The sequence below is a fragment of the Acinetobacter sp. WU_MDCI_Abxe161 genome (assembly GCF_025514355.1).
In the GTDB taxonomy this organism is placed as follows: Bacteria; Pseudomonadota; Gammaproteobacteria; order Pseudomonadales; family Moraxellaceae; genus Acinetobacter; species Acinetobacter pittii_E.
The window spans coordinates 189,104-210,951 of record NZ_JAHPTU010000001.1 but is presented as its reverse complement, the minus strand read 5'-3'; the positions used below and the strand labels follow the sequence as shown (position 1 = coordinate 210,951).

The window sequence follows — 21,848 nt, the reverse complement described above, 5'->3', positions numbered from 1 at the left end:
AAACTTAAATGTGTTTATCGACCATTATTACGTCCACGACCACGTGGTGCTTTGGTATTTGGACGAGTTGTACCATTGGTCTTACGACGTGGTTTCTCGCTTTCATCCATTTGCCAAATACGTTTTGTACCAGACTTTTTCGCAGAACCATCTTTATTTTTGCGAACCATTGGCTTGCCGCCTGTACCACCTGGTTTTTTCACATATGAACGTGAACGATAAGGCTGTTCAGCTGGCACATCTTTAAAGTCAGGGTAGAGTAATGGTTCAATTTCTTTAACATCACCTGGTTTTAAGCCAAGTTGAACTAAGTCGATTGAGCCAATTTTAGTGCGAATTAAACGTAAAGTTGGAAAACCTACCGCAGAAGTCATACGACGAACTTGACGGTTACGGCCTTCGCAAATTGAAATCTCGATCCAGGATGTTGGAATATTTGCACGGTAACGTACTGGCGGATTACGTTCCCATAACCATTCAGGTTCACTAACTTTAATGGCGGTAGCAGGAAGCGTCATACCATCGTTCAGTTCTACACCTTTACGAAGTTGTTCAAGCGCTTCTTCGGTTACATCGCCATCAACTTGAACTAAATACGTTTTGTATTTTTTATTTGCAGGGTTGGTAATGAACTGATTCAGACCACCATGATCGGTTAAAAAAACTAAACCCTCAGAGTCCATATCAAGACGGCCTGCTAAGCGTAAAGTCGGGTCATCAACAAAGTCAGAGACGGTCATATGTGCTTCGTCTTTACGAAACTGGGAGAGAACGTCATATGGCTTGTTGAGAATCACAATTTTCATAAAAAATGGCTTCTTCTTTCAAATAACTAGAGTAAACATTGAGCTATATTTAAGTGTGAAATTTGCTTATTTCCCACATAAATCTCAAAAAGAATTAAATTCGATTAAGCTATTATGCGTTAATAAAAGTTGAAAGTATTGTTTATCGATAATTATTTTTAGTTAATTAAGTATTATAAAAGGGAGAATCTACACAATGGGTTATCAGAAGATCGTGGTTCCTGCCGACGGTGACAAAATCAAAGTAAATGCAGACCTATCACTGAGCGTACCAAATCATCCAATTATTCCCTTCATTGAAGGTGACGGTATTGGTGTGGATATTACACCAACAATGAAAGCAGTCGTAGATGCTGCGATTTTAAAAGCTTATGGTGGCAAACGCTCAATCGAATGGATGGAAGTGTATTGCGGCGAAAAAGCCAATAAAATTTATGGCAACTATATGCCTGAAGAAACTTTCGAAGCACTTCGCGAGTTTGTTGTATCCATCAAAGGTCCTTTAACCACACCAGTAGGTGGAGGCATTCGTTCACTCAACGTCGCTTTGCGCCAAGAATTAGATCTATATGTTTGCGTACGTCCAGTGCGTTGGTTTGAAGGCGTTCCATCACCCGTTCAACACCCCGAATTAACCGATATGGTGATTTTTCGTGAAAACTCGGAAGATATTTATGCTGGTATTGAATGGAAAGCTGATTCAGAAGAAGCTAAAAAAGTAATTAAGTTCCTTCAAGAAGAAATGGGTGTTACGAAAATTCGTTTCCCTGAAGGATGTGGTATTGGAATTAAACCAGTTTCAAAAGAAGGAACACAGCGTTTAGTCCGTAAAGCCATTCAGTTCGCAATTGAAAATGACAAACCTTCTGTGACGCTCGTTCACAAGGGTAATATTATGAAATACACCGAAGGCGCATTTAAAGAGTGGGGCTATGAATTGGCTCTAGATCGTTTCGGTGGAGAGCTGATTGATAGTGGTCCATGGGTTAAAATTAAAAACCCTAGAACTGGTAAAGACATCATTATTAAAGATGTCATTGCAGATGCGTTTTTACAACAGATCCTGATGCGTCCAGCCGATTACTCTGTGATTGCTACTCTAAATTTAAATGGGGACTATATTTCTGATGCTTTAGCAGCAGAAGTAGGCGGCATTGGTATTGCACCAGGTGCAAATATTGGTGGTGCAATAGCGGTTTATGAAGCGACCCATGGGACTGCGCCTAAATATGCAGGTCAGGATAAAGTAAACCCCGGTTCTATTATTCTTTCTGCCGAAATGATGCTACGCGATATGGGGTGGATAGAGGCTGCTGACCTGATCATTAAAGGGATTTCTGGAGCGATTGCTGCCAAAACTGTAACTTACGATTTTGAGCGCCTAATGCCAGGTGCAACCTTGTTACGTTGTTCTGAGTTTGGTGATGCGATTATCAAACACATGGAAGATTAAATAAATCTTATATAGGAAAGCCCTCAGTTGAGGGCTTTTTTTATTGCATAAATTCGGGATGTTTCGGAGTTTTAATAAAACCAGTTTTCTTTTGATAACTCTGGTCTAGGGCTTGAATAAAAAGAACGAAAGCAACTAGAAATAATGGAAAGAGCAGAGTTTTCACGATTTGGTTTCTCCGAGAGTTGAGGTGAAAGAGGGGCGTAGAGGAAGCAAAAGGCAAATCGCAAAAAAGAGAACGATTCCACCTAAAAGAAAAAGATGTGCATAAGACCAATGCAAATGATGCAAAGTACTAATGACAACACCTCCTAAAAGCTGAGTGCTAGCAAACCCAATAGTGGCAAGGCTCCAAAGCTTTTGATAACGTTGCTCATAAATCTGTAACAGACTATAAGAACTAATAAATACGGTTGCGGGAGTGAGTAAACCTGTCAGAAGCGAAGATAAGGCCAGTAAAGAAGTCATTTGTGAAAAGAAAGGTAAAACAACAGCTAGGCAGTAAATGGCATATAACCACTTAATAGTCTGTAGATATCCCATTATCCGGCTTAAGCCATAAGCAACAAGTGCACCAATACAGCTTCCCATTCCATAGAGAACCCAAAATAGATTTCTTTGCTGTAGGGGAAAATGCAGAGTTCCAGATAAATAATCTATCCAAAACAAAGAATGTGGAATATAGGCAAAGGCACTACACATATAGGCAATAATAATAATCAGACCCAAACGTGATTTTTTTGAGGCTTGTAGAGAGGTCGATTGCGATTTAATAATCTGGGCAGTATTACGAATTAATAATCGATAAAGAGTTAAGCTTCCTAATAGAGAAAGACCCGCAAAAATATCCCAAACATAATGTACGGGCATATTTTTAAGTAGGGGAATAATAATAGTGGCGGATAAAACGCCGACACCAATCCCGCTAAATCCTAAAAAATTAACTTTTAATCTTTGTGTGGCTGGAATGCATTTCATTGCAAAGCTAGGCGCCAAAATCATAAGTAAACCACCGGCAATACCTGAAATCGTACGCCAGACAATGAACCACATCAGAGGCATATCCATGAATGAACAGCACAGTAGGCTAAGGCTACCAGCTATAGCCGAAAGTACGATGAGGGAGGGGATGTACTTTTCTTTAATACTGGGCAGCGCCAATAAGGCACCCATGAGATATCCCAATAAATTTGCACTGCCTAAGTAACTGGCAAAATCGTGATTCCAGTGATACTGCTCGATCATGATGGGCATGAGCGCAGTATAGGAAAATCTAAAAACACCAATTCCCAAACAAGTTGCCAAAAAGACAATTAAGCTCATTCGATAAAACGTAGACATGAGAAGACGCTCAATTTTTTTATTATTAAAAACGAGTTTATAAATCATTAAAAATGATTTAATATGATGGTAATTATCTTATTTTGAGATAGTGATATGTTACTTAAGTCTCTAGAGTTTTTTTTAGCTGTTGCAGAGAGTGGAAGTTTTTCATTGGCTGCACAAAAAATGTATACAGTTCAATCGAATATCACCAGCCATATAAAAAAACTTGAAGAAGAATTGGGGGTTATTTTATTCAATCGTAATAACCCAGTGACCTTAACCAATGCCGGACAACAGCTACATAGTTATGCTGTTCAAATGATTGTGCTACATAATAAAGCTAAAAAAATCTTTCAAGAGGGTGATATTGATCCGAATGAAACCATTCGTTTGGGCAGTATGGAAACGACAGCAGCAATACGTCTTCCTCAATTACTCAATCAATGTATGCAGCAATATCCAAATTTACCGATTGAGTTACAAACCCACCCAACCCGATATTTGTTGAGTGCGGTGCAGCAAGGAGAGGTGGATTGTGCTTTCGTTGCTTCTAAATATGTGATTCCAGAGTTATATAGTTTTCCTGTCTGGCACGAAGAGCTGGTTCTGGTTTGTCCAAAGCAACAAGTGAGCTTTCCAGACAAGGCCACCCTTGCAAAGACTCGATTTATAGCATTTCGGCAGGGTTGCTCATATCGACATGCCATAGAGCTTTTCTTGAATGATTTTAGCGTTCCGCCTTCACAAATCATGGAAATGGGAAGCCTTGACGGAATCGTGAGTTGTGTGGAATTGGGTGTGGGTTTTGCCTTATTACCGAAGTCATATCTCACAAAAGTTGCTGATAAAGTTTCAGTCAATTGTTTTGGATTAAATACGGAATCTGCTTTTTTTACGACCTACTTGGTTGCTCAGTTACCAGAAACTTGGGGAACCAATTTAAAGCAGTTTATTCGTTTTATTGAGCAACAATTTGAATTAAAGGTTGCTTAAGTAGAGGCTGATTTTTATACATAAATATCTTACTTAAGTTATAAATTAAAAGTGATATATATGTATTTAAAAGTCATTTTATATTCTCACGCAGGTTTGTAATCATCTTGATGCTATAAAATTGTGGAAAAGGGTAGTTTATATAGGCCGGCTATGGTCAAATATGCCCCCTTGAAAGATGACACAAGCAATAATTTGGAGTTTGGGAATGAATATACCCTTAATCATCAATATTGTGGTTTTCGTCGGGTTAATATTTTTACTCGCCCAAACACGTAAAACAGATTGGAGCTTATCAAAAAAAGTTCTGGCTGGCTTAGTTCTAGGTGTGGTGTTTGGTTTAGGACTACATTTGATTTATGGCGGCGGCCATCCGATTCTTGCTGAATCTATTAGCTGGTTTAATATCGTTGGAAACGGCTATGTAAAACTTTTACAAATGGTTGTTATGCCTTTGGTATTTGTGTCTATTTTGGGAGCGGTTGCAAAATTACACCAAGCCTCATCTTTAGGCAAAATCAGTTTTTATACGATCGGTACATTACTCTTTACAACACTGATTGCTGCACTGGTAGGGGTGTTTGTTACAAACCTGTTTGGCTTAACTGCAAAAGGTTTAGTGCAAGGTGCTGCTGAAACTGCACGTTTAACTGCGATTAATACAGACTATGTAGGTAAAGTTACCGATCTAAGTGTACCGCAATTTATTCTTTCCTTTATTCCAAGTAATCCATTTGCTGAATTAACTGGTGCCAATCCAACTTCAATTATTAGTGTGGTTATTTTTGCTGTCTTTTTAGGGATAGCAGCACTCAACCTAATGAAAGATGACGTAGAGAAAGGTCAGCGTATTTTAACTGCAATACAGACTTTGCAGTCTTGGGTAATGAAGCTGGTTCGTCTAGTGATGACACTTACACCGTATGGTGTTTTTGCACTTATGACAAAAGTTGTGGCAAGTTCGAATGTCGCAGATATCTTAAACCTTGGTGGTTTCTTGGTGGCATCTTATTTAGGTCTAGCGATCATGTTTGTCGTGCATGCCATTATCTTGACCCTGACAGGTGTTTCTCCGCTTAAATTCTTCAAAAAAGTTGCTCCTGTTTTGACGTTTGCATTTACCAGTCGTTCAAGCGCTGCAAGTATTCCGCTCAGTATCGAAACCCAAACTCGTCGTTTAGGTATTCCTGAATCTATTGCGAGTTTCTCAGCTTCTTTTGGGGCAACCATTGGTCAAAATGGTTGTGCAGGTTTATATCCAGCAATGCTCGCGGTGATGGTTGCGCCAACCATGGGGATTAATACTCTAGACCCAATGTGGATTGCATCGTTGGTTGGTATTGTAACTTTAAGTTCAATTGGAGTTGCCGGAGTAGGTGGTGGTGCGACTTTCGCTGCGCTAATCGTGCTTCCTGCTATGGGCTTGCCAGTGACTTTGGTTGCACTGCTTATTTCAATCGAGCCACTCATTGATATGGGGCGTACTGCCTTAAACGTAAATGGTTCAATGACAGCTGGTGTTGTGACCAGTCAATTGATGGGTCAGACCGATAAAGAAATATTAAATAGTGAAGATGAAATTGAGTTAACTCAACATCATTAAAAACTGATATTAAACGGCTCATCTACTCTGGATGAGCCGTTTTTTTATATGTGTAAATTGCCACTGTGATGTTAATTTTTAAAAAACTGTATCTGTTTTTCTTTTAAATAATTTTCGAAAATGAGTCTATTACAAAAGAGAGTACTATCATGAAAATGTATCAAGTTGACGCTTTTACAAAAGAGCTATTTCGTGGAAATCCGGCTGCTGTGATTGTTGAAAAAGAATGGCTGGATACAGATTTAATGCAGAAGATAGCACTTGAAAACAACTTGTCGGAAACTGCCTTTGTAAAAATTATAGATGCAGAAAATTATGAAATCCGTTGGTTTACGCCAACGGTTGAAGTTGATTTTTGTGGGCATGCCACACTTGCCAGTGCTTTTGTAATCTTTAAAGATTTTACTGATAAAAAGACAATTAATTTCCATGTACGAAATTTGGGGATTTTTGTGGTACATCAAGATGAAGATGGCAAAATCAGAATGGATTTCCCGATTCGTAAAGCTCATCAAGTGGAAGATTATCCAGACATTTTACGTCAAGCTTTAACCAAACCTTTTAAAGCGGTTTATCAAAATGTTCAAGCCTATATTGTTGAGTATGAATCAGTACAAGCTGTATTAGATGAGCAGCCTGACATGAATTTGCTCAAAGCTCTAGGTAAGAGAACTGCAATTACAACTGCAGCTATGGATGTTGTAATAACATCAAAAGCAGACCAGCAATATGATTGTGTATCGCGTTATTTTGCTCCTGTCGCGGGTATTGAGGAAGACCCTGTTACAGGTTCAATTCATACCGCAATAGCGCCACTATGGGCAGAAAAACTCGCTAAAAATAATATTACGGCTTATCAGGCTTCTAGCCGTGGTGGGGTTTTATATTGCAACGTCCTGTCGGAGGAACGGATTGAAATCGCAGGATATGGAAAACTTTATATGCAAGCTGAAATTTTTCCTTAAAATATAAGGCCGTTTAAATAAACGGCTTTTTTTTCAAAACTTTACTATGAAAGTCAGCTTAAATTTCCTACTATAGTCCCACAACTATTGATTTTTTATTATTCAAATTAATTGGTATTTATATGTTTATGCAGTTTAAACAACTGACTCTCTCCCTGTGTATTCTTGGTTTAAGTGCCGCATCTTGGGCACAAACTACATTAGTAAAAAGTAAGCAAAATATTGAGGAATATAAATTAGATAATGGTTTTCGGATTGTTTTAGCACCGAATGCCAAAGAAAATAAAATCTTTATTAACACCATTTATTTAACTGGTTCATTAAATGACCCGCAAGGCAAAAGTGGCTTGGCTCATTTGCTTGAGCACTTGGCTTTTAAAGGGACTAAAAATGTTAAAGGGGAAGAATTCCAGCGCCGTTTAGATCAATATACATTAATGACAAACGCCAGCACGGATTACTATTCAACAAAATATACCAATATCGTTCGTCCAGAGAAAACTGCGCTTGATCAGGTGCTGTATCTTGAATCTGAACGTATGGATAAATTAGTTCTTCAAGAAAAATTTGTTCCTTCCGAAATTGAAATCGTAAAGCGCGAACGTGAAGTCCGTATGGATCAGCCATTTGCTGTGCTGATGGATCAAATGTGGAAGTCAGCTTACGGTAATCAATATCTAGGACGTTTACCGATTGGTGATTTGCCCGAGCTTAAATCTATTAAGATGCCTGAATTAAACCAGTTCTATCGTAGCTGGTATGCGCCTAATAATGCAGTCATGGTGATTTCAGGTAAGTTCGATAAAACAGATGTCTTAAAAACAATTGACCAATATTTTAGTCCAATTGCAGCACGAGAGGTTCCAAAGCCTGTACAGATTCCTGTGCTTGACTCTACAAAAATAAAAAATCGTCAGTTCATGGTGAAAAAGGGAAGTGATTTGGCTAAATTCCATATCTATATGAATGGTAAAAATACCAAAATTCAGCCAACACTCGCTTTAGCCCCTTTGTTATATACCATGCAGCCAAGTGGTCATTTATATCAGGGCATGGTTGAAACGGGCATTACCACAAATGTAGAGTCTAGTACTTGGTTAGACCAAGATTTTAATGTGGTGTTTTTAGGCGCGATTTACTCACCAAGTAATGATCCTAAAAAAGTTGAAAGCTCTTTGCTAGCGGGCATTGAAAAAGGGAAGCCTTTTACCGAAGTTGAATTAAATCGTGTTAAAAGTTTAATGAAAACTCAAGGTGACCTAATTACGAAAGATGCGGTAGCACTGGGGTCGCGTTTAAGTGATTACACCGTTGCAGGCGGGCAGTGGGATCAATATTTTAAAGATTTAGATTCGGTAGAAAAAGTTAAGCTAGATGAAGTAAATCAAACTTTAAAACAGTTCCTTGTGGCTGAGCATCGTATTGATGGTGAAATTCTACCAACGCCTGAAGACCAGAAAAAAGCTCAACAGCAAAATTCAAAAGAGACCCCTAAAACTCTAGATCAGGTAGAAGTAAAAGCCGAACCTTTAAAAGATCCAAAGGTATATCAACAAGAAGTTGCAGAGTTTTTAAAATCTTCTAAGCAATATGTTGAAAGTAATGAGAAAAAGATTATCCGTGGAAAACTGAAAAATGGAATGAAATATGCCTTATTCCCAGTTGAAACACGTGATGATCGTACTTATGCAACGATTACCATGGATTTCGGGACAGAAAAATCTTTATTTAATAAAGGTACGGTAGTTGATTTAACCTCATACTTATTGCTTCGTGGTTCTGATAAATATAGTTTGCAAGATATTGCTGATAAGTCGATTGATGCAGGCGGCGCGGCTTATGCAAGTGCTGACGGCAATGGCATGACGATTAACATTCAGTCTAAATCAGAAAAATTTGATGAGTTTTTCAAGTTTGTTCTTGATGTGATGAAAAATCCGAAATTTGAGCAATCTCAATTTGATTTAATTAAATCGCAAAGCTTATCAAGCCTTGATCGTCCTTATACCGAGCCAGATGTAGTAGCAGGCTTAACACTTTCACGTTTACTTGAAGAATATCAACCGGGTGATTTGCGTTATCACTTTGAACCTGAACTGGCAAAACAGCAGTTGAAAAATGCAACTCAAGAGCAAGTGAAAGAGTTGTATGAGCGTTTCTTTGCAATGAACCACGCTCAAATTGCCATTACAGGCGAATTTGATGCGAAAAAGATGCAGAAATTACTGAATCAGGAATTTGGTCGTTGGAACGGTAAACAGCCATATCAAAAAATCTTGATTGATCACGTAGATTTTCCAGCCCAGCAAGTTCATGTTTTATCTGAGCAACGTGAATTTGGTAGCTACCAAAGTGTACTGTCATTGCCAGTTGGGAAAAACCATCCGGATGCACCTGCTCTTATTTTAATGAACTATATTTTAGGCGAATCTCAAATTTCATCACGTTTGGCTCAAGAGCTTCGTGAGAAAAATGCATTAGTTTATGGTTTTGGAAGTGGGCTGCAACTTGACCGTGATACGAATGTAGGGGCTTTGAGTATTAGTGCAAATTATACTTCGGGTCGTTCAGGCCAAGTGTCTGCATCAATACATAAAGTGTTGAATGACTTGTTGAAAAACGGTGTAACTGAGCAAGAACTTGAAGCTGCTAAAGCAGATATCATGAAGAAACGAGTTACGGCATTAGAAGATGAACGTAATATTCATGGGATGTTAAATCTACAGCTTGAAACAGACAAAACATTGCAAGACCGAATTCGTCATGATCAAGAGTTAACTAAATTGACTGTTGCAGACGTCAATAGAGTAATTAAAAAGTATATTAAACCTGAGCATTTGGTCGAAGTGATGGCTGATCAATATGGTCAGGCAGCAAAAAAATAAAGTCTTCTCGCAAATAAAAAGCCACTGAATCGTGGCTTTTTATTTGGTTTTTAAATCATATTAATGATCGTGTTTATGCGCGTGAAAATCTTCATTTTTACGGAAACGTAAATAATTTTCGAATTGCTCACAATACTCATCGAAGTTATCTTCAAGCATCATTTGAAATTGTTGAAGAAGGTAAGACATGACCTGATCTTTCGCATCACGCATTTCATTACCATCTTTAAAGTTATTTGCTGCTACCCATGTATTGAAGCGGGCAGTCGCAAACAACATCGCAGCACTCACTTGACCACGTAACTCAGCCGGATCTACTTTTTTATCTTTTGGCGGGCGACAAAAATCATTAGCCTGTTTAATAAACTCATCCGCACGCTCAAAGAAAATAGCATTTAACGCTTCTTCTTCAGTAATATCTGTTGCATTAATCTTTTGAGACATGACTTATTCCCGCAAAAATAGAGCTGCTTATTATAGGCAAACGCTTGCGGAAACAAAACCTTTGACTTAGTCTGTAAATAGCCTAAGTATTGGTAGGAGAGAATAATATGCAAGATGCTATTGCGATTCAAAGTTTAAAAACAGATATTGCTTTATTACGCCAGCATGTTTTCCCACCTCAATATTTAGAACATGTTGAAGGGTTGCCGATTTATTATGGCTTGCAAAAAGAAGTCGAAAATTATTACCAACAATGGCAGGGCCTAATTGAAAGGGCACAAGAGCTTTTTCAGCCATTTATGGAAGATGAATTACCAGATGCTATTCATTTACCAAGTCACTTAAATTTACCGCTGTTCTTTTTTCATGTAGACCGAATTCGGATTAATAAAACACGCGCAAAAGAATCTAAAACTTTCCGCGGTGTAGCGAGTCTTATTGAAAAATGCGGACAGTTTGAAACAGACCAGATATTTACCATGCAAGAATGGTTGCAAAGCGATGATACCGCGGCTCTAGTTGCTCACCGTGAATTCATCGATTTAAGAACTTATGTGTTTCAACATGGGCAAAGTGAATATACCCGTTCACGGTTTTATACCAATGGTATTGTGCTAGGGGTTGAGCCGCATTTTAAATTGGTCGATGCTCGCGATAAACCAAGAAAGCAGCGCAGTGATAGCTATAGTGATCCGTTAGCAGATAACGGTGTATGGAAAGTATTTGGTAAGTATCGATAGAAAGTCGCTGCATGTTTACAGCGACTTTTTATAAATTACCAGAAAGTTTCAGTCTGACTAAACGTTTGTAAAGCTTTTGCTGAGCGCTTTTGTAGTTGCGGCTGCTTGGCTTTTACCCAGCCTAGAGCAAACCAGAAAGATGGGTCATTTTCGACAGCTTTATTGAAAATACCTTCCGCAATAAATAAGTCGTTATAGTGACCTAAAGTGTTTTGTACAGGTTGTAGCTGTTTTAAATATTGCTGTACTTTTTTGTTTGAATAAAGACTTGAAATAAATTCAACACAATAACGTAGCTGCTTAGCTTGCTTTCTTATTTTGTGCTGTTCAACAACTTCAAGCTCAGAGAAATGGTCAGCATGGCTAATCACTTTATGATGTAACTTATCTAAACTCTTTTTAATATATTTTTTTAATCCCCCAGTTTTGCTCTCTGAATCTTCTTCTGAATAAGCAAATGCTAATAAATCAAGTAATAGCTTAATCGTGTCTGCAGAGGTAAAAATTGTTGAGAGTTCTTTTGAGGGCTGGGCTGAAACTGGTAGTAAAAGTTCAGGTGAACCGTGTTGTTGAATAATAGGTAGCACTTCGGTGCGAATAGCATCTTCATCACGAGTGTCGCCAAGCTTACGGAAAAGCTCAGCAATTTGTTCTTCCCAAAGTGGATTTAGCTCGCCTGACCAACCAGCGAAATGCTTAAGCGCACTACGTAAACGACGTAAGCTTACACGTGCCTGATGAATATGCTCAGCTTCAGCAACGCCATCGGCAATGACAGCCATATTTGGCAAGAACTGTTCCAAACAGTTTTCAACAATCTTTTTTAAAGCCTGTTCAGCAGTAATATCTTTATTTAGTGTCAGAGCTTTGGCATGAACAGCAGGTGAGGTAGCTTGCCCTAGTGCTAATAAGTTGCCACGCTCAGCTTTACTTCTTACATCAAGCCAAAGTGAGTAACGATTAATCCATTGCTGTGCAAATTGAATAAGCGTTTTCACTGGACCTTGCTTGAGTTCAAATTCGACTTCGCAAATTACACTTTGCGTATCCGTCGTTTTTACCACACCATCATCTAAGCAAACTTCAATCGCTGTATTATCTGCTTCAAATACGTGGTAGGTACGCTGTACATCGGTCTCAAACTGCAAACTCAATTTTTCAGCGTGTGCTCCTAAAGCTGTATTAATTAAATCCATGACTACTTTATTATCTTGATATAACTCAAGGTTTAAGTCAGGTTCTTGCTCACACTTACCTAAATGAATTTCTTCTTCAACACGGTGAAGATGGCTTTGACCTGCAGCTTTAAATGTTTGTACCCATTGATCATCTTCTTTACGTAGACGTAGAGCCATACCATTTTTTGCAAGCAGTCGATCAGGAGTATCGTAATACTTTGCTTGTAAGTGAATATTTTTTGCTTTATGTTTTTTTAAGTATTGCTGGACAGTTTTTTTCTTCGATTCAGGTAACTGAAACTTTAGCTCGACTTCGACCATAATATATCTCCCTGAATCAGGTATTTAAACTATCTTGAATAAGTATAATAGCTTAGCGTTAAAAATAATGATTTTGATAGAGAAAGTTACAATCAAACATATGTCGGTAGGCTTTTATTTAGGTGTACAATCAGGTGACGTTTTGATCAAATAAAAATCAGGAAGATGATCGTGAATGCACCAGTAAACTTTAGCCATGAAGCTCAGCCAGAGTTTGAATTGCCGATTAAAAACTATCAGGAATTTTATCGTTTTTATTTAACTGAACACCGTAACATCATGAGCAGACGCTTACACGTGGTGGGCAGTAGCATTGGTCTATACTTTTTTTCAAAAGCAGTCCGTAAAAAGCAAGCCAAATATGTACTCTATGGTTTGGTAGCCGGTTATGCAAATGCCTGGGTTGGACATTTTGTGTTTGAAAAAAATAAACCTGCCAGTTTTAAACAGCCTTTTTATAGTTTTATTTCTGATTGGCGAATGTTGTCGGATGTTGCACGTGGCCGTTTGAGTTTGGTTGATCGTAAGTTTGATAAAATTCCGAGTTAATTTTTACTTTTATTCTCATTATACCGATTGGTACTGGTAGACCTAGATCAATCGGTACTTATGATGTCCTATAAATCCGTTATACTAGCCAAGTTTTTTAAAGCGAGAGTAGAGTATGCGCGGTTTATATCTCATTACCAACGATGACCCAATCCAACTATTATTAGAAAAATTAGATGCCGCGCTCGCAACTCGTCAGGTCGCAATTTTACAGTATCGTCGTAAAAAAGTAGACAAAGCAGATCAACCTACTGAAGTTGAACACATCAAACTATTGTGTGAAAAATATCAGGTTCCTTTTGTGATTAATGACGATCTGAAACTGGCTGCTCAGTTTGGATTAGGTGTGCATTTAGGGCAAAGTGACGGTGAAATTACCGATGCAACATCGCAATTACCAGAAGGCGTCATTATTGGTCGTACTTGCCTGAACTCTTTAGAGCTTGCACAAAAAGCAATTGCCGACGGGGCGACTTATATTGCATTTGGTGCGGTTTACGCGACTTCTACAAAACCTGAAGCAGGTAATGTGGGCATCGAAGTGATTAAGCAAGCAGCAGCTCAATATGATGTACCAATTTGCGCGATTGGTGGTTTAACTGTTGAAAACTCACAACCTGTGATTGAGGCAGGGGCTGACCTCTGTGCAGTCATTAGTGATATATTAGGCCGATCAACTGCTGAAATTCCTGCCCGTGTACAGGCGTGGGCACAATTATTTTCTTAAGCTTTCAAAATTATTTTTTAGATATTTAAGACGAGCATTTCCATGAGTTTATCTCCAAAGCAAGAACAGTTATTTAAACAAGCCAGCAAACACATTCCAGGTGGTGTGAACTCTCCGGTACGTGCCTTTAATGGCGTTGGAGGAACACCTGTTTTCATTGAGAAAGCAAAAGGTGCTTATTTATGGGACGTAGATGGTAAGCGTTATGTTGACTATGTTGGTTCTTGGGGACCAATGATTTTGGGTCATGCTCATCCAGAAATTATTAAAGCAGTACAAACAGCCGCAGAAGATGGTTTAAGTTTTGGTGCACCGACTGTTCATGAAACAACGCTAGCAGATATTATCTGTGAAATCATGCCATCAATTGAATTGGTACGTATGACGAACTCTGGTACAGAAGCGACCATGACGGCTATTCGTTTAGCGCGTGGTTACACTGGCCGTGACAAAATTGTGAAGTTTGAAGGTTGCTACCACGGTCACTCAGACTCACTTTTAGTAAAAGCAGGTTCGGGCTTACTTACTTTAGGTGAGGGTGAGCCGACTTCGAAAGGTGTACCTGTTGATTTTGCTAAACATACTTTAACGCTGCCTTACAATGATATTGCTGCATTAAAAGAATGCTTTACTAAATTTGGTCATGAAATTGCGGGCGTTATCATTGAGCCTGTCGCAGGTAACATGAATATGGTGAAACCAATTGATGGTTTCTTACAAGCCATTCGTGATATTTGTGATGAATATAAATCTGTATTCATTATTGATGAAGTAATGACAGGTTTCCGTGTTGCTTTAGGTGGTGCACAATCGGTATATAACGTTAAACCTGATTTAACTACTTTAGGTAAAATTATTGGTGCAGGTCTACCAGTTGGTGCGTTTGGTGGTAAACGTGAAATCATGGAATGTATCGCACCTTTAGGTGGGGTATATCAAGCAGGTACATTATCTGGTAACCCACTTGCTATGCGTGCTGGTATTGAGATGTTCAAGCATCTTCGCCAACCAGACTTTTACAGCAACTTATCTGCTCAACTTGAAAAGTTACTTGCAGGCCTACAAGCTGCAGCTGATGAAGCGGGTATTCCATTTAAGACTCAGCAAGCTGGCGCAATGTTTGGTCTATATTTTACTGACCAAGAAGATATTACAAGCTTTGACTCTATGTTGGCCTGTGACATTGAAGCTTTCAAAAAGTTCTTCCATGGTATGTTAAAACGTGGAGTCAACTTGGCACCGTCTGCATTTGAAGCTGGCTTTATTTCATCTGCTCATTCAGATGAAGATATCGAGTTTACGATTCAGGCTGCAAAAGAAACATTCGCCGAAATGAAGTAAGCAAGAAGCCCGTGTTAAACGGGCTTTTTAATTTGAGCTATTTTTTATATTTGTAGAGAATAATGTTTTACTCCTTACCTCGAAAAATCCAATTAGCAACAAGCACTTCAAATTGGTCAATTGAGTCTACGCAAAGTATATTGCTATTGGTTGGGCTCAATGAACTTGAAAAATCACTGGACTGGGCGCACCAGCCATTAGCCGATCATTTAGAATTGCTAAGTAAAAGAGCACAGGCACTCGAAATTCCAGTTATTTTTATTGAGACAGCTCAGCTTCAACAAACCATGTTGGAGCTTGGTCAGCGTTTGTCATCAAATACTCAGGCTCAAGTTATGATGGCAGGTGATTTGTCGCCTCTATTTAAACAAGTCATGCAGCTTGTTTTATCGATTACAGATCAGGTCAGTGTGGTAAACGATGCGATCTTGGCGAGTAGCTTAGAGCAGCATATCCAATGGGTTGAAAAGATCAGTTTTGACTCCATTCAACATGTAAACACAAAGACTTTAATACGCTTATGGTCTTTAAGTGCGCCATCTTCCTATATCTTGTCAGATAAAGGAATTTTATTAGCAATTGCTGAACAGGTGGGGCGACATCCTATGGAGATCCATCCGGAAATTGATTTAAGAAACTACGGACTAGATCAGTCTGCTGTTAATTATCTGGTCGTTCTATGGCGTGCAAATGGTGCGAGATTGAGCGCAGAAGAGTTAATGCAAGCACCGACATTGCAACATATTATGCAGTTATTGAAGCAATGACTGCCGATAGGGGCGAAGTGATCCATATTATTTGCAAATTCTGCTGTTAATTTACCCGAACGGCATTGTAATTCGGACGTAAGCTTTTTATTATTGCCCGCTTGTTTTTCATCTTACCTTGGGAATACAACTTTGAGTGATTTTCTAAGTGAACATCTGATCTATCGTGATGATGATTTTATGGTGATTCATAAACCTTCGGACATTTTGAGTGTTCCTGGTAAGGGTGATTTACATGATAGCGTTTTGACAAGGTTGATTGCGATTGAACCTAGAACCTTGCTCATTCATCGTCTAGACCGAGATACTTCAGGTATTTTAGTATTTGGTTTATCGAAGCGCGGTCAAAGTGCAATTGCACGTCAATTTCAAGATCGTCAGACTTCAAAAATATACGAAGCGCTTGTCGCAGGTCATTTAGAAGGTGAAGGGACTGTAGATATTCCTGTCATCTATGACCCAAGTCGACCGCCTTTACATATTGTCGACGCTTCTCACAACAAACCTGCTTTAACACATTGGCAGGCCATAGAACATTTTCAAATTCAGGGACAACCTGTAACTCGTGTGAAATTAACACCAATTACGGGACGATCTCATCAACTCCGTGTACACATGCAATATTTGGGACATCCAATTGTAGGTGACACGCTGTATGCGACACCGGAGCAGCAACTTGTTCCGCGTTTATGTTTGCATGCCAAACAGTTAAGTTTTAATCATCCTGTCACAGCAGAAACATTAACTTTTGACTGTCCTGTACCGTTTTAATGTAAAAACTTTTGATGAGTAATTTTTTGTAGCAAAGCGATTTAATTGGTTTTTGCTTCAAAATTTTGCTTTAAAGACTACATAAAAAGATGCAAAAATAAGCTAATTTGCATCGTACAATATGTAGTGCGAACTTGAGAGAAAGGTGGAAAAATTGCAGCAGTATGCTATTGGTCAACGTTGGCTATCAGACACAGAAACTGAGCTCGGTTTAGGTGTTCTTATTGATGTAGATGAAAGATCTGTCAGCATTTTATTCCCCAAAAGTGATGAGACACGTGTCTATGCACGTAACAATGCTCCACTGTCTCGTATCATCTTCAATACCAATGATGAAGTTCAAGATCAAGAAGGTCAGAAGTGGATTGTTGAGTCTGTTGAAGACCGACATGGTGTTTTGCGTTATAACGTTGTTCGTACTTTAGAAAATGGCGAACAAGAGCGTAAAGCGCTCAATGAAACCCGTATTGGTGCGCAAATTCAATTATCTAAACCTTTAGATCGTTTGCTTGCAAGTCAGGTCGACTATAAAGAGTGGTATGATTTGCGTATTGAAGCGATGCTCATGCAAGCGCAAATGCAGACTAGCCCTTTACGTGGTATGGTTGGTGCACGTGTTGGCCTGATTCCTCATCAGCTTTATATCGCACATGAAGTTGGTAAACGTTTTGCTCCTCGTGTTTTACTTGCCGATGAAGTAGGTTTAGGTAAAACAATTGAAGCTGGTTTAATTATTCACCAACAGCTTAAAACAGGACGTTCAGAACGAATTCTTATTTTAGTCCCTGATTCTCTACAGTATCAGTGGATGATTGAAATGCGTCGCCGTTTTAACTTGCAATTCTCTCTGTTTGATTTAACGCGTACTGCATCTATTAAAGAACATGATCCAGAGCTTAACCCGTTCTTGACTGAGCAATGCATTATTGCCAGCGTTGACTTAATGGTTGACCATGATGATTTGCGTGAGCAAGCCATAGAAGCTGGTTTTGATTTGCTTGTGGTTGATGAAGCACATCATTTGATGTGGAGCGAAGAAGAAGGCGGTAATGATCGCTACGATTTAATTGAAGAGTTAGCTGAAAATACAGCAGGGGTGTTATTACTCACTGCAACACCTGAACAATTAGGCGTAGAAAGCCATTTCGCTCGCTTACGTTTACTTGATCCACAGCGTTTTAGTAGTTTAGAGCGCTTTTTAGATGAAGAGACTCAATATCAGCAAACTGCAAAAATTGCTGAAGTACTCATGTCTGATCAAGCTTTAACGCCAGAGCATTTATCTGCTTTAGAAGGTTTGTTAGGTCACACTATTGAAGACCAGCCTGATCAACGCTTTAGAGCTATTCACGAGTTATTAGACCGTCACGGTACTGGACGTATTTTATTCCGTAATACACGTGAAGCGATTCAGGGTTTCCCAGGTCGTGATTGTCAGCCAGCGCCATTACCAGCACCAGAAGATTGGTCAAAAGATGGCAAACTGCGTGAGCAGATGTGGCCTGAAGAAGCGCAGATTGATGGTTCATGGATGCAAAATGATCCGCGTGTGCCATGGTTAATGGAAATTTTACGCAAAGATCTTAAGCATAAAAAAGTGCTTTTAATCGCGCGTAGCGGACCAGTGGTTGAGTCTTTAGAAAATGTGTTGCGTTTGCATGCAGGTATCCGTACCGCAATGTTCCATGAGGGCATGAGCTTACTTGAACGTGACCAAGCGGCTGCTTATTTCGCTGAAGAAAGCTATGGCGCACAGATTTTACTGTGTTCGGAAATTGGTTCGGAAGGCCGTAATTTCCAATTCGCCAGTGATCTAATTTTATTTGATTTACCAGCTAACCCAGATGTTTTAGAGCAGCGTATTGGGCGTCTAGACCGTATTGGTCAAGAAAACCGTATTCAGATTCATGTGCCATATCTTGTGGGAACAGCTCAAGAACGTATGTTCCGTTGGTATAACGAAGCACTTAATATTTTCAGCAATATTTCTCCAACAGCACAAACATTGCAAGAGAACTTTATTGTTGAATTAAAAGACTGCTTACTTGCAGACCAAGGTCAAACATTTGAAGATTTGCTTGAAGAAGTGAATGTTCAACGTCAAGCCTTAGAAGCTGAACTTCAAGCTGGCCGAGACCGTTTACTTGAATATAATTCATGTCGTCCTATTGTGGCACAAGAAATTGTTCAGGCCCTTGAAGACTATGATGACAATACTACGCTGCCAATGTTTGTGAAGCGTTTCATGTCATCAACCAATATCGACTTTGATGAGCAAAGTAATGGTACGGTGATTATTAAACCGACCGACCAAATGCAAGTGCAAGGTTTAGCTTTAGACGAAGAAGGTATGACCGCAACGTTCTATCGCGATCAAGCTCAGCTTCGTGAAGATGCTCAATATTTAACTTTAGAGCATCCATTCATTGAAAGTGTTATGGAAATGATCCGTACACAATCATTTGGTAGTACCAATGTTGCTGTGCTCAAATCGAATGCGTTAAAGCAGGGTTCAGTCTTAATTGAAGTCTGGTTTAAAGTGGATGTTGTTGCGCCGAAATCGCTGAATTTACCATCGAGCTTACCTAAGCAGCTTATTCGCGTATTATTAAGTGAAAATGGTCAAGATTTGTCTGAAAAAATTGATCCGACAATTTTAAAACCTTATTTACATCACTTAGATGGTAATAGCTGTCGTCAGGTGGTTAAAGCTCGTCGTGATATCATTGAGCAGCGCTATAAACAAGCGTTAGAGATTGCGAAAGTTGATTTGCCGCAACTTCAACAGCAAGCAAAAGAACATTATGGTAATAAATGGCAATATGAAATTGACCGTTTAACTTATCTAAAACAATTCAACCCAAGTATTCGTCAAGACGAAATTGAACGTTTACAGAAGTTGCAAAAAGAAGGTTTAAGCTTACTTGATGGCTTAACGGTTACACCAGAAGCGATTCAAGTGTTAGTTGTAGTTAAACCTTAACTTACTCAAAATAAAAAAAGCGCCTAGAGGGCGCTTTTTTTATACATCGATTTTGAATTAGATGAGACCAGCATCTTTTAATTCTAATTTTAAATATGCATAGAAAATTGGAGCCGCGATTAAACCGCCTAAACCAAAAATGGACTCAAACACTAACATTGCCAATAAAATTTCCCATGCACTGGCATTGATTTTATGCCCAATAATTTTAGCATTAATAAAATATTCAAGCTTATGAACCAGAACCAGATAAAGTAATGCTGCACCTGCTAGTCCTAAGGAAATGGTAAGAGCAGCAATGAAGGTTAAAGTATTGGAAATAAGATTACCTAAAATTGGAATCAGTCCAAACATGAAGGTCAAAATGGTTAGGGTTTTGGCAAAAGGGAGGTGAATTCCCCAAAGTGGTAATAAAATAAAGGCAAATAAAATAAAAAGCAGTGTGTTAATAGCTGAAATTTTTATTTGTGCAAAAACAACATTTTTAAATGAAATCGATAGTTTTTGGATACGTTGAATCAGAAGAGACTTAAAAACAGGCTGAGGGGTACGGCGGTGAAAACCATGTATTGCCACCAAAATACCAATAATTAATCCCATCACCATAGTTACGAAGTTATGCAAAATATCGGAACTGGTATTTTTTAATGTAGTCACGTTATCTTTCATAAAAGCAAAGATTTCGTCTTTTAGATCTGTCACGCTATCGGGAATATAGCCTGGAAGATATTTTCCGATCTCTGCCTGCAAATGAAGTAGGGTTTGGTCAACTTTGCCATTAATGCTATGTAAACCTACACCTTTTAGATCGTGTACAACAAAACTAATCAGGCTCGTAATGAAAAAACCAATAAGCGAAATGGTAATAATACTAAGTAAAATACTAATAAAAATACGGGCTCTTTGGCCGTCAATATAACGTTCTACAACTGAACTTAAGCTAATAATAATTTCATAAATGAGAAAGCCTGCAAAAAAACTTGCTAATAAATGTAAGGGGATAACCGAAAGCAAAAAGATGCCCATAAGAATGTAGCTTGCAATCAGACTTTGACGATTATTCAAATTTTGCATGTGGATCCCTGAGATCGTTGGGAATATAGGAGAAAGAGCAAATGGAATGATTATTTATACTCTGGCAAGCTATTAGCTTCAATTAGTGAATTATATTTTTATTGGAAAATAGAGGAGTTAGATTTAAAAATGGCCTGTTAATTAACAAGCCATTCATAAGTCAATTTTAGCGAATTTTAGCTTCATCTAAATGACGTGCGCCTTCTAAAATCATTCGAATCATAATCATGGTTTGTTCAGCCACTTCTGCACGTTGATTCATTGGTAAATCAATGACTTTTGCACCCATGTGAAACACAAGTTGAGTAATTGCTTTTGCAACAAGGTCTGGATGGTAGAGGTGATTGTTATTTAAACGCTCAAGACGGATTAAATCTTCTTGTAGCTCTTGCTGAAAAAAGTTGAGTTGACGGTCTACAGCAGCTTTATAAGAAGCTGAACCTGTAAAACTTTCACGGAGTAGTAAACTTAAATTGCCTTCATCAGCATCAAGCTGTTGAAGAAAAATATCGACAGAACTACGAATAATACTCTCTTGTAAAGAAGCACGTAGGCGAGCCTGACGGATGATTTTACGTAAAACAATACCTGCACGGTCAATTAAAGAAATTGCTAACTCATCAATATCTTTAAAGTGTCGATAGAAACTATTTGGTGCAATTCCTGCTTCTCGAGCTACTTCACGTAAACTCAGTGAAGCAATACTTTTTTGTGGGCCAATGAGATTTAAAGCCGCCTGAAAAAGTTCTTCTTTAGTAATTGTCGCTTTTCTTCCCACAGAACGCGTAGCTGTTTTAATTTCAATGACATCTTGTTGAAGAGGTGTGTCATTCAGGTTCTGAGAAAGTGAAGATTGGGTCATGCTGTTCAATATATTTGTAAACTCTCAGGATTATAGCCTTAGAAGCTGAACTTGTGAAAT

The 21,848-nt window shown here is 38.7% G+C and carries 19 protein-coding genes; 12 read left to right on the top strand and 7 right to left on the bottom strand.

Annotated features, from left to right (window positions below):
- Positions 1-14: 14 nt before the first annotated feature.
- A complete protein-coding gene (locus KTI78_RS01010) occupies positions 15-806 on the bottom strand; it encodes an rRNA large subunit pseudouridine synthase E (RefSeq protein WP_224991471.1) in 792 nt (263 codons plus the stop codon).
- A 196-nt stretch (positions 807-1,002) separates the two neighbouring features.
- Here KTI78_RS01010 and icd point away from each other — a divergent pair, with 196 nt between their 5' ends.
- Positions 1,003-2,259 (top strand): NADP-dependent isocitrate dehydrogenase, encoded by a 1,257-nt coding sequence (icd, locus tag KTI78_RS01005; RefSeq protein WP_262444952.1) that lies wholly within the window; start codon positions 1,003-1,005, stop codon positions 2,257-2,259.
- A 40-nt stretch (positions 2,260-2,299) separates the two neighbouring features.
- On the opposite strand, the gene KTI78_RS01000 is transcribed toward icd, so the two are convergent.
- A complete protein-coding gene (locus KTI78_RS01000) occupies positions 2,300-2,425 on the bottom strand; it encodes a hypothetical protein (protein WP_080645512.1) in 126 nt (41 codons plus the stop codon).
- A complete protein-coding gene (locus KTI78_RS00995; protein ID WP_262444951.1) occupies positions 2,422-3,600 on the bottom strand; it encodes an MFS transporter in 1,179 nt (392 codons plus the stop codon). The genes KTI78_RS01000 and KTI78_RS00995 overlap by 4 nt, the downstream gene beginning before the upstream one ends.
- A gap of 96 nt (positions 3,601-3,696) precedes the next feature.
- Between KTI78_RS00995 and KTI78_RS00990 the strand changes: the two genes are divergently transcribed.
- The 4 genes from KTI78_RS00990 (at position 3,697) to KTI78_RS00975 (ending at position 10,031) form a co-directional block, all read left to right on the top strand.
- On the top strand, positions 3,697-4,578 hold the full coding sequence (locus tag KTI78_RS00990) for a LysR family transcriptional regulator (protein WP_262444950.1): 882 nt from the start codon (positions 3,697-3,699) through the stop codon (positions 4,576-4,578).
- A gap of 208 nt (positions 4,579-4,786) precedes the next feature.
- Positions 4,787-6,181, top strand: a complete 1,395-nt coding sequence (locus KTI78_RS00985) for an L-cystine transporter (RefSeq protein WP_224991468.1) — start codon at positions 4,787-4,789, stop codon at positions 6,179-6,181.
- Positions 6,182-6,330: 149 nt separating this feature from the next.
- Positions 6,331-7,146 (top strand): PhzF family phenazine biosynthesis protein, encoded by an 816-nt coding sequence (locus tag KTI78_RS00980; RefSeq protein ID WP_224991467.1) that lies wholly within the window; start codon positions 6,331-6,333, stop codon positions 7,144-7,146.
- Between the two features lie 122 nt (positions 7,147-7,268).
- Positions 7,269-10,031, top strand: coding sequence for a M16 family metallopeptidase (locus tag KTI78_RS00975; RefSeq protein ID WP_224991466.1), 2,763 nt, complete (start codon positions 7,269-7,271; stop codon positions 10,029-10,031).
- A gap of 60 nt (positions 10,032-10,091) precedes the next feature.
- Here the strand turns inward: KTI78_RS00975 and KTI78_RS00970 are convergent, their stop codons facing one another.
- Positions 10,092-10,475: a DUF3144 domain-containing protein gene (locus KTI78_RS00970; RefSeq protein WP_224991465.1), complete on the bottom strand. Its 384-nt coding sequence runs from the start codon at positions 10,473-10,475 to the stop codon at positions 10,092-10,094.
- Positions 10,476-10,582: 107 nt separating this feature from the next.
- Between KTI78_RS00970 and KTI78_RS00965 the strand changes: the two genes are divergently transcribed.
- Positions 10,583-11,215, top strand: a complete 633-nt coding sequence (locus KTI78_RS00965) for a hypothetical protein (RefSeq protein WP_016140335.1) — start codon at positions 10,583-10,585, stop codon at positions 11,213-11,215.
- Between the two features lie 35 nt (positions 11,216-11,250).
- On the opposite strand, the gene KTI78_RS00960 is transcribed toward KTI78_RS00965, so the two are convergent.
- Complete coding sequence (locus tag KTI78_RS00960) at positions 11,251-12,714, bottom strand: CHAD domain-containing protein (protein ID WP_410374411.1); 1,464 nt, start codon at positions 12,712-12,714, stop codon at positions 11,251-11,253.
- Positions 12,715-12,879: 165 nt separating this feature from the next.
- On the opposite strand from KTI78_RS00960, the gene KTI78_RS00945 reads away from it, so the two are divergent.
- The 6 genes from KTI78_RS00945 (at position 12,880) to rapA (ending at position 19,852) form a co-directional block, all read left to right on the top strand.
- A complete protein-coding gene (locus KTI78_RS00945) occupies positions 12,880-13,263 on the top strand; it encodes a DUF962 domain-containing protein (RefSeq protein ID WP_079284098.1) in 384 nt (127 codons plus the stop codon).
- Positions 13,264-13,378: 115 nt separating this feature from the next.
- A complete protein-coding gene (thiE, locus tag KTI78_RS00940; RefSeq protein WP_224991462.1) occupies positions 13,379-13,990 on the top strand; it encodes a thiamine phosphate synthase in 612 nt (203 codons plus the stop codon).
- A 42-nt stretch (positions 13,991-14,032) separates the two neighbouring features.
- Entirely contained in the window at positions 14,033-15,331 is a 1,299-nt protein-coding gene (gene hemL, locus KTI78_RS00935) for a glutamate-1-semialdehyde 2,1-aminomutase (RefSeq protein ID WP_224991461.1), read from the top strand.
- Between the two features lie 62 nt (positions 15,332-15,393).
- Positions 15,394-16,098, top strand: coding sequence for a phosphopantetheine-binding protein (locus KTI78_RS00930; RefSeq protein WP_262444949.1), 705 nt, complete (start codon positions 15,394-15,396; stop codon positions 16,096-16,098).
- 132 nt (positions 16,099-16,230) lie between these two features.
- Positions 16,231-16,869 carry an RluA family pseudouridine synthase gene (locus tag KTI78_RS00925; protein WP_239975192.1) on the top strand — a complete coding sequence of 213 codons (639 nt, stop codon included), beginning with the start codon at positions 16,231-16,233 and terminating at the stop codon, positions 16,867-16,869.
- A gap of 145 nt (positions 16,870-17,014) precedes the next feature.
- The gene (gene rapA / locus KTI78_RS00920; RefSeq protein ID WP_068930168.1) at positions 17,015-19,852 is read left to right on the top strand and encodes an RNA polymerase-associated protein RapA; all 2,838 of its coding nucleotides are present in this window, start codon (positions 17,015-17,017) and stop codon (positions 19,850-19,852) included.
- A 57-nt stretch (positions 19,853-19,909) separates the two neighbouring features.
- Here rapA and KTI78_RS00915 read toward each other — a convergent pair whose 3' ends face one another.
- Together KTI78_RS00915 and fabR are read right to left on the bottom strand one after the other, a co-directional pair.
- Positions 19,910-20,926: an AI-2E family transporter gene (locus KTI78_RS00915; protein WP_262444948.1), complete on the bottom strand. Its 1,017-nt coding sequence runs from the start codon at positions 20,924-20,926 to the stop codon at positions 19,910-19,912.
- Positions 20,927-21,092: 166 nt separating this feature from the next.
- Positions 21,093-21,788 (bottom strand): HTH-type transcriptional repressor FabR, encoded by a 696-nt coding sequence (gene fabR, locus KTI78_RS00910; protein ID WP_016140343.1) that lies wholly within the window; start codon positions 21,786-21,788, stop codon positions 21,093-21,095.
- Between the last annotated feature and the right edge of the window lie 60 nt (positions 21,789-21,848).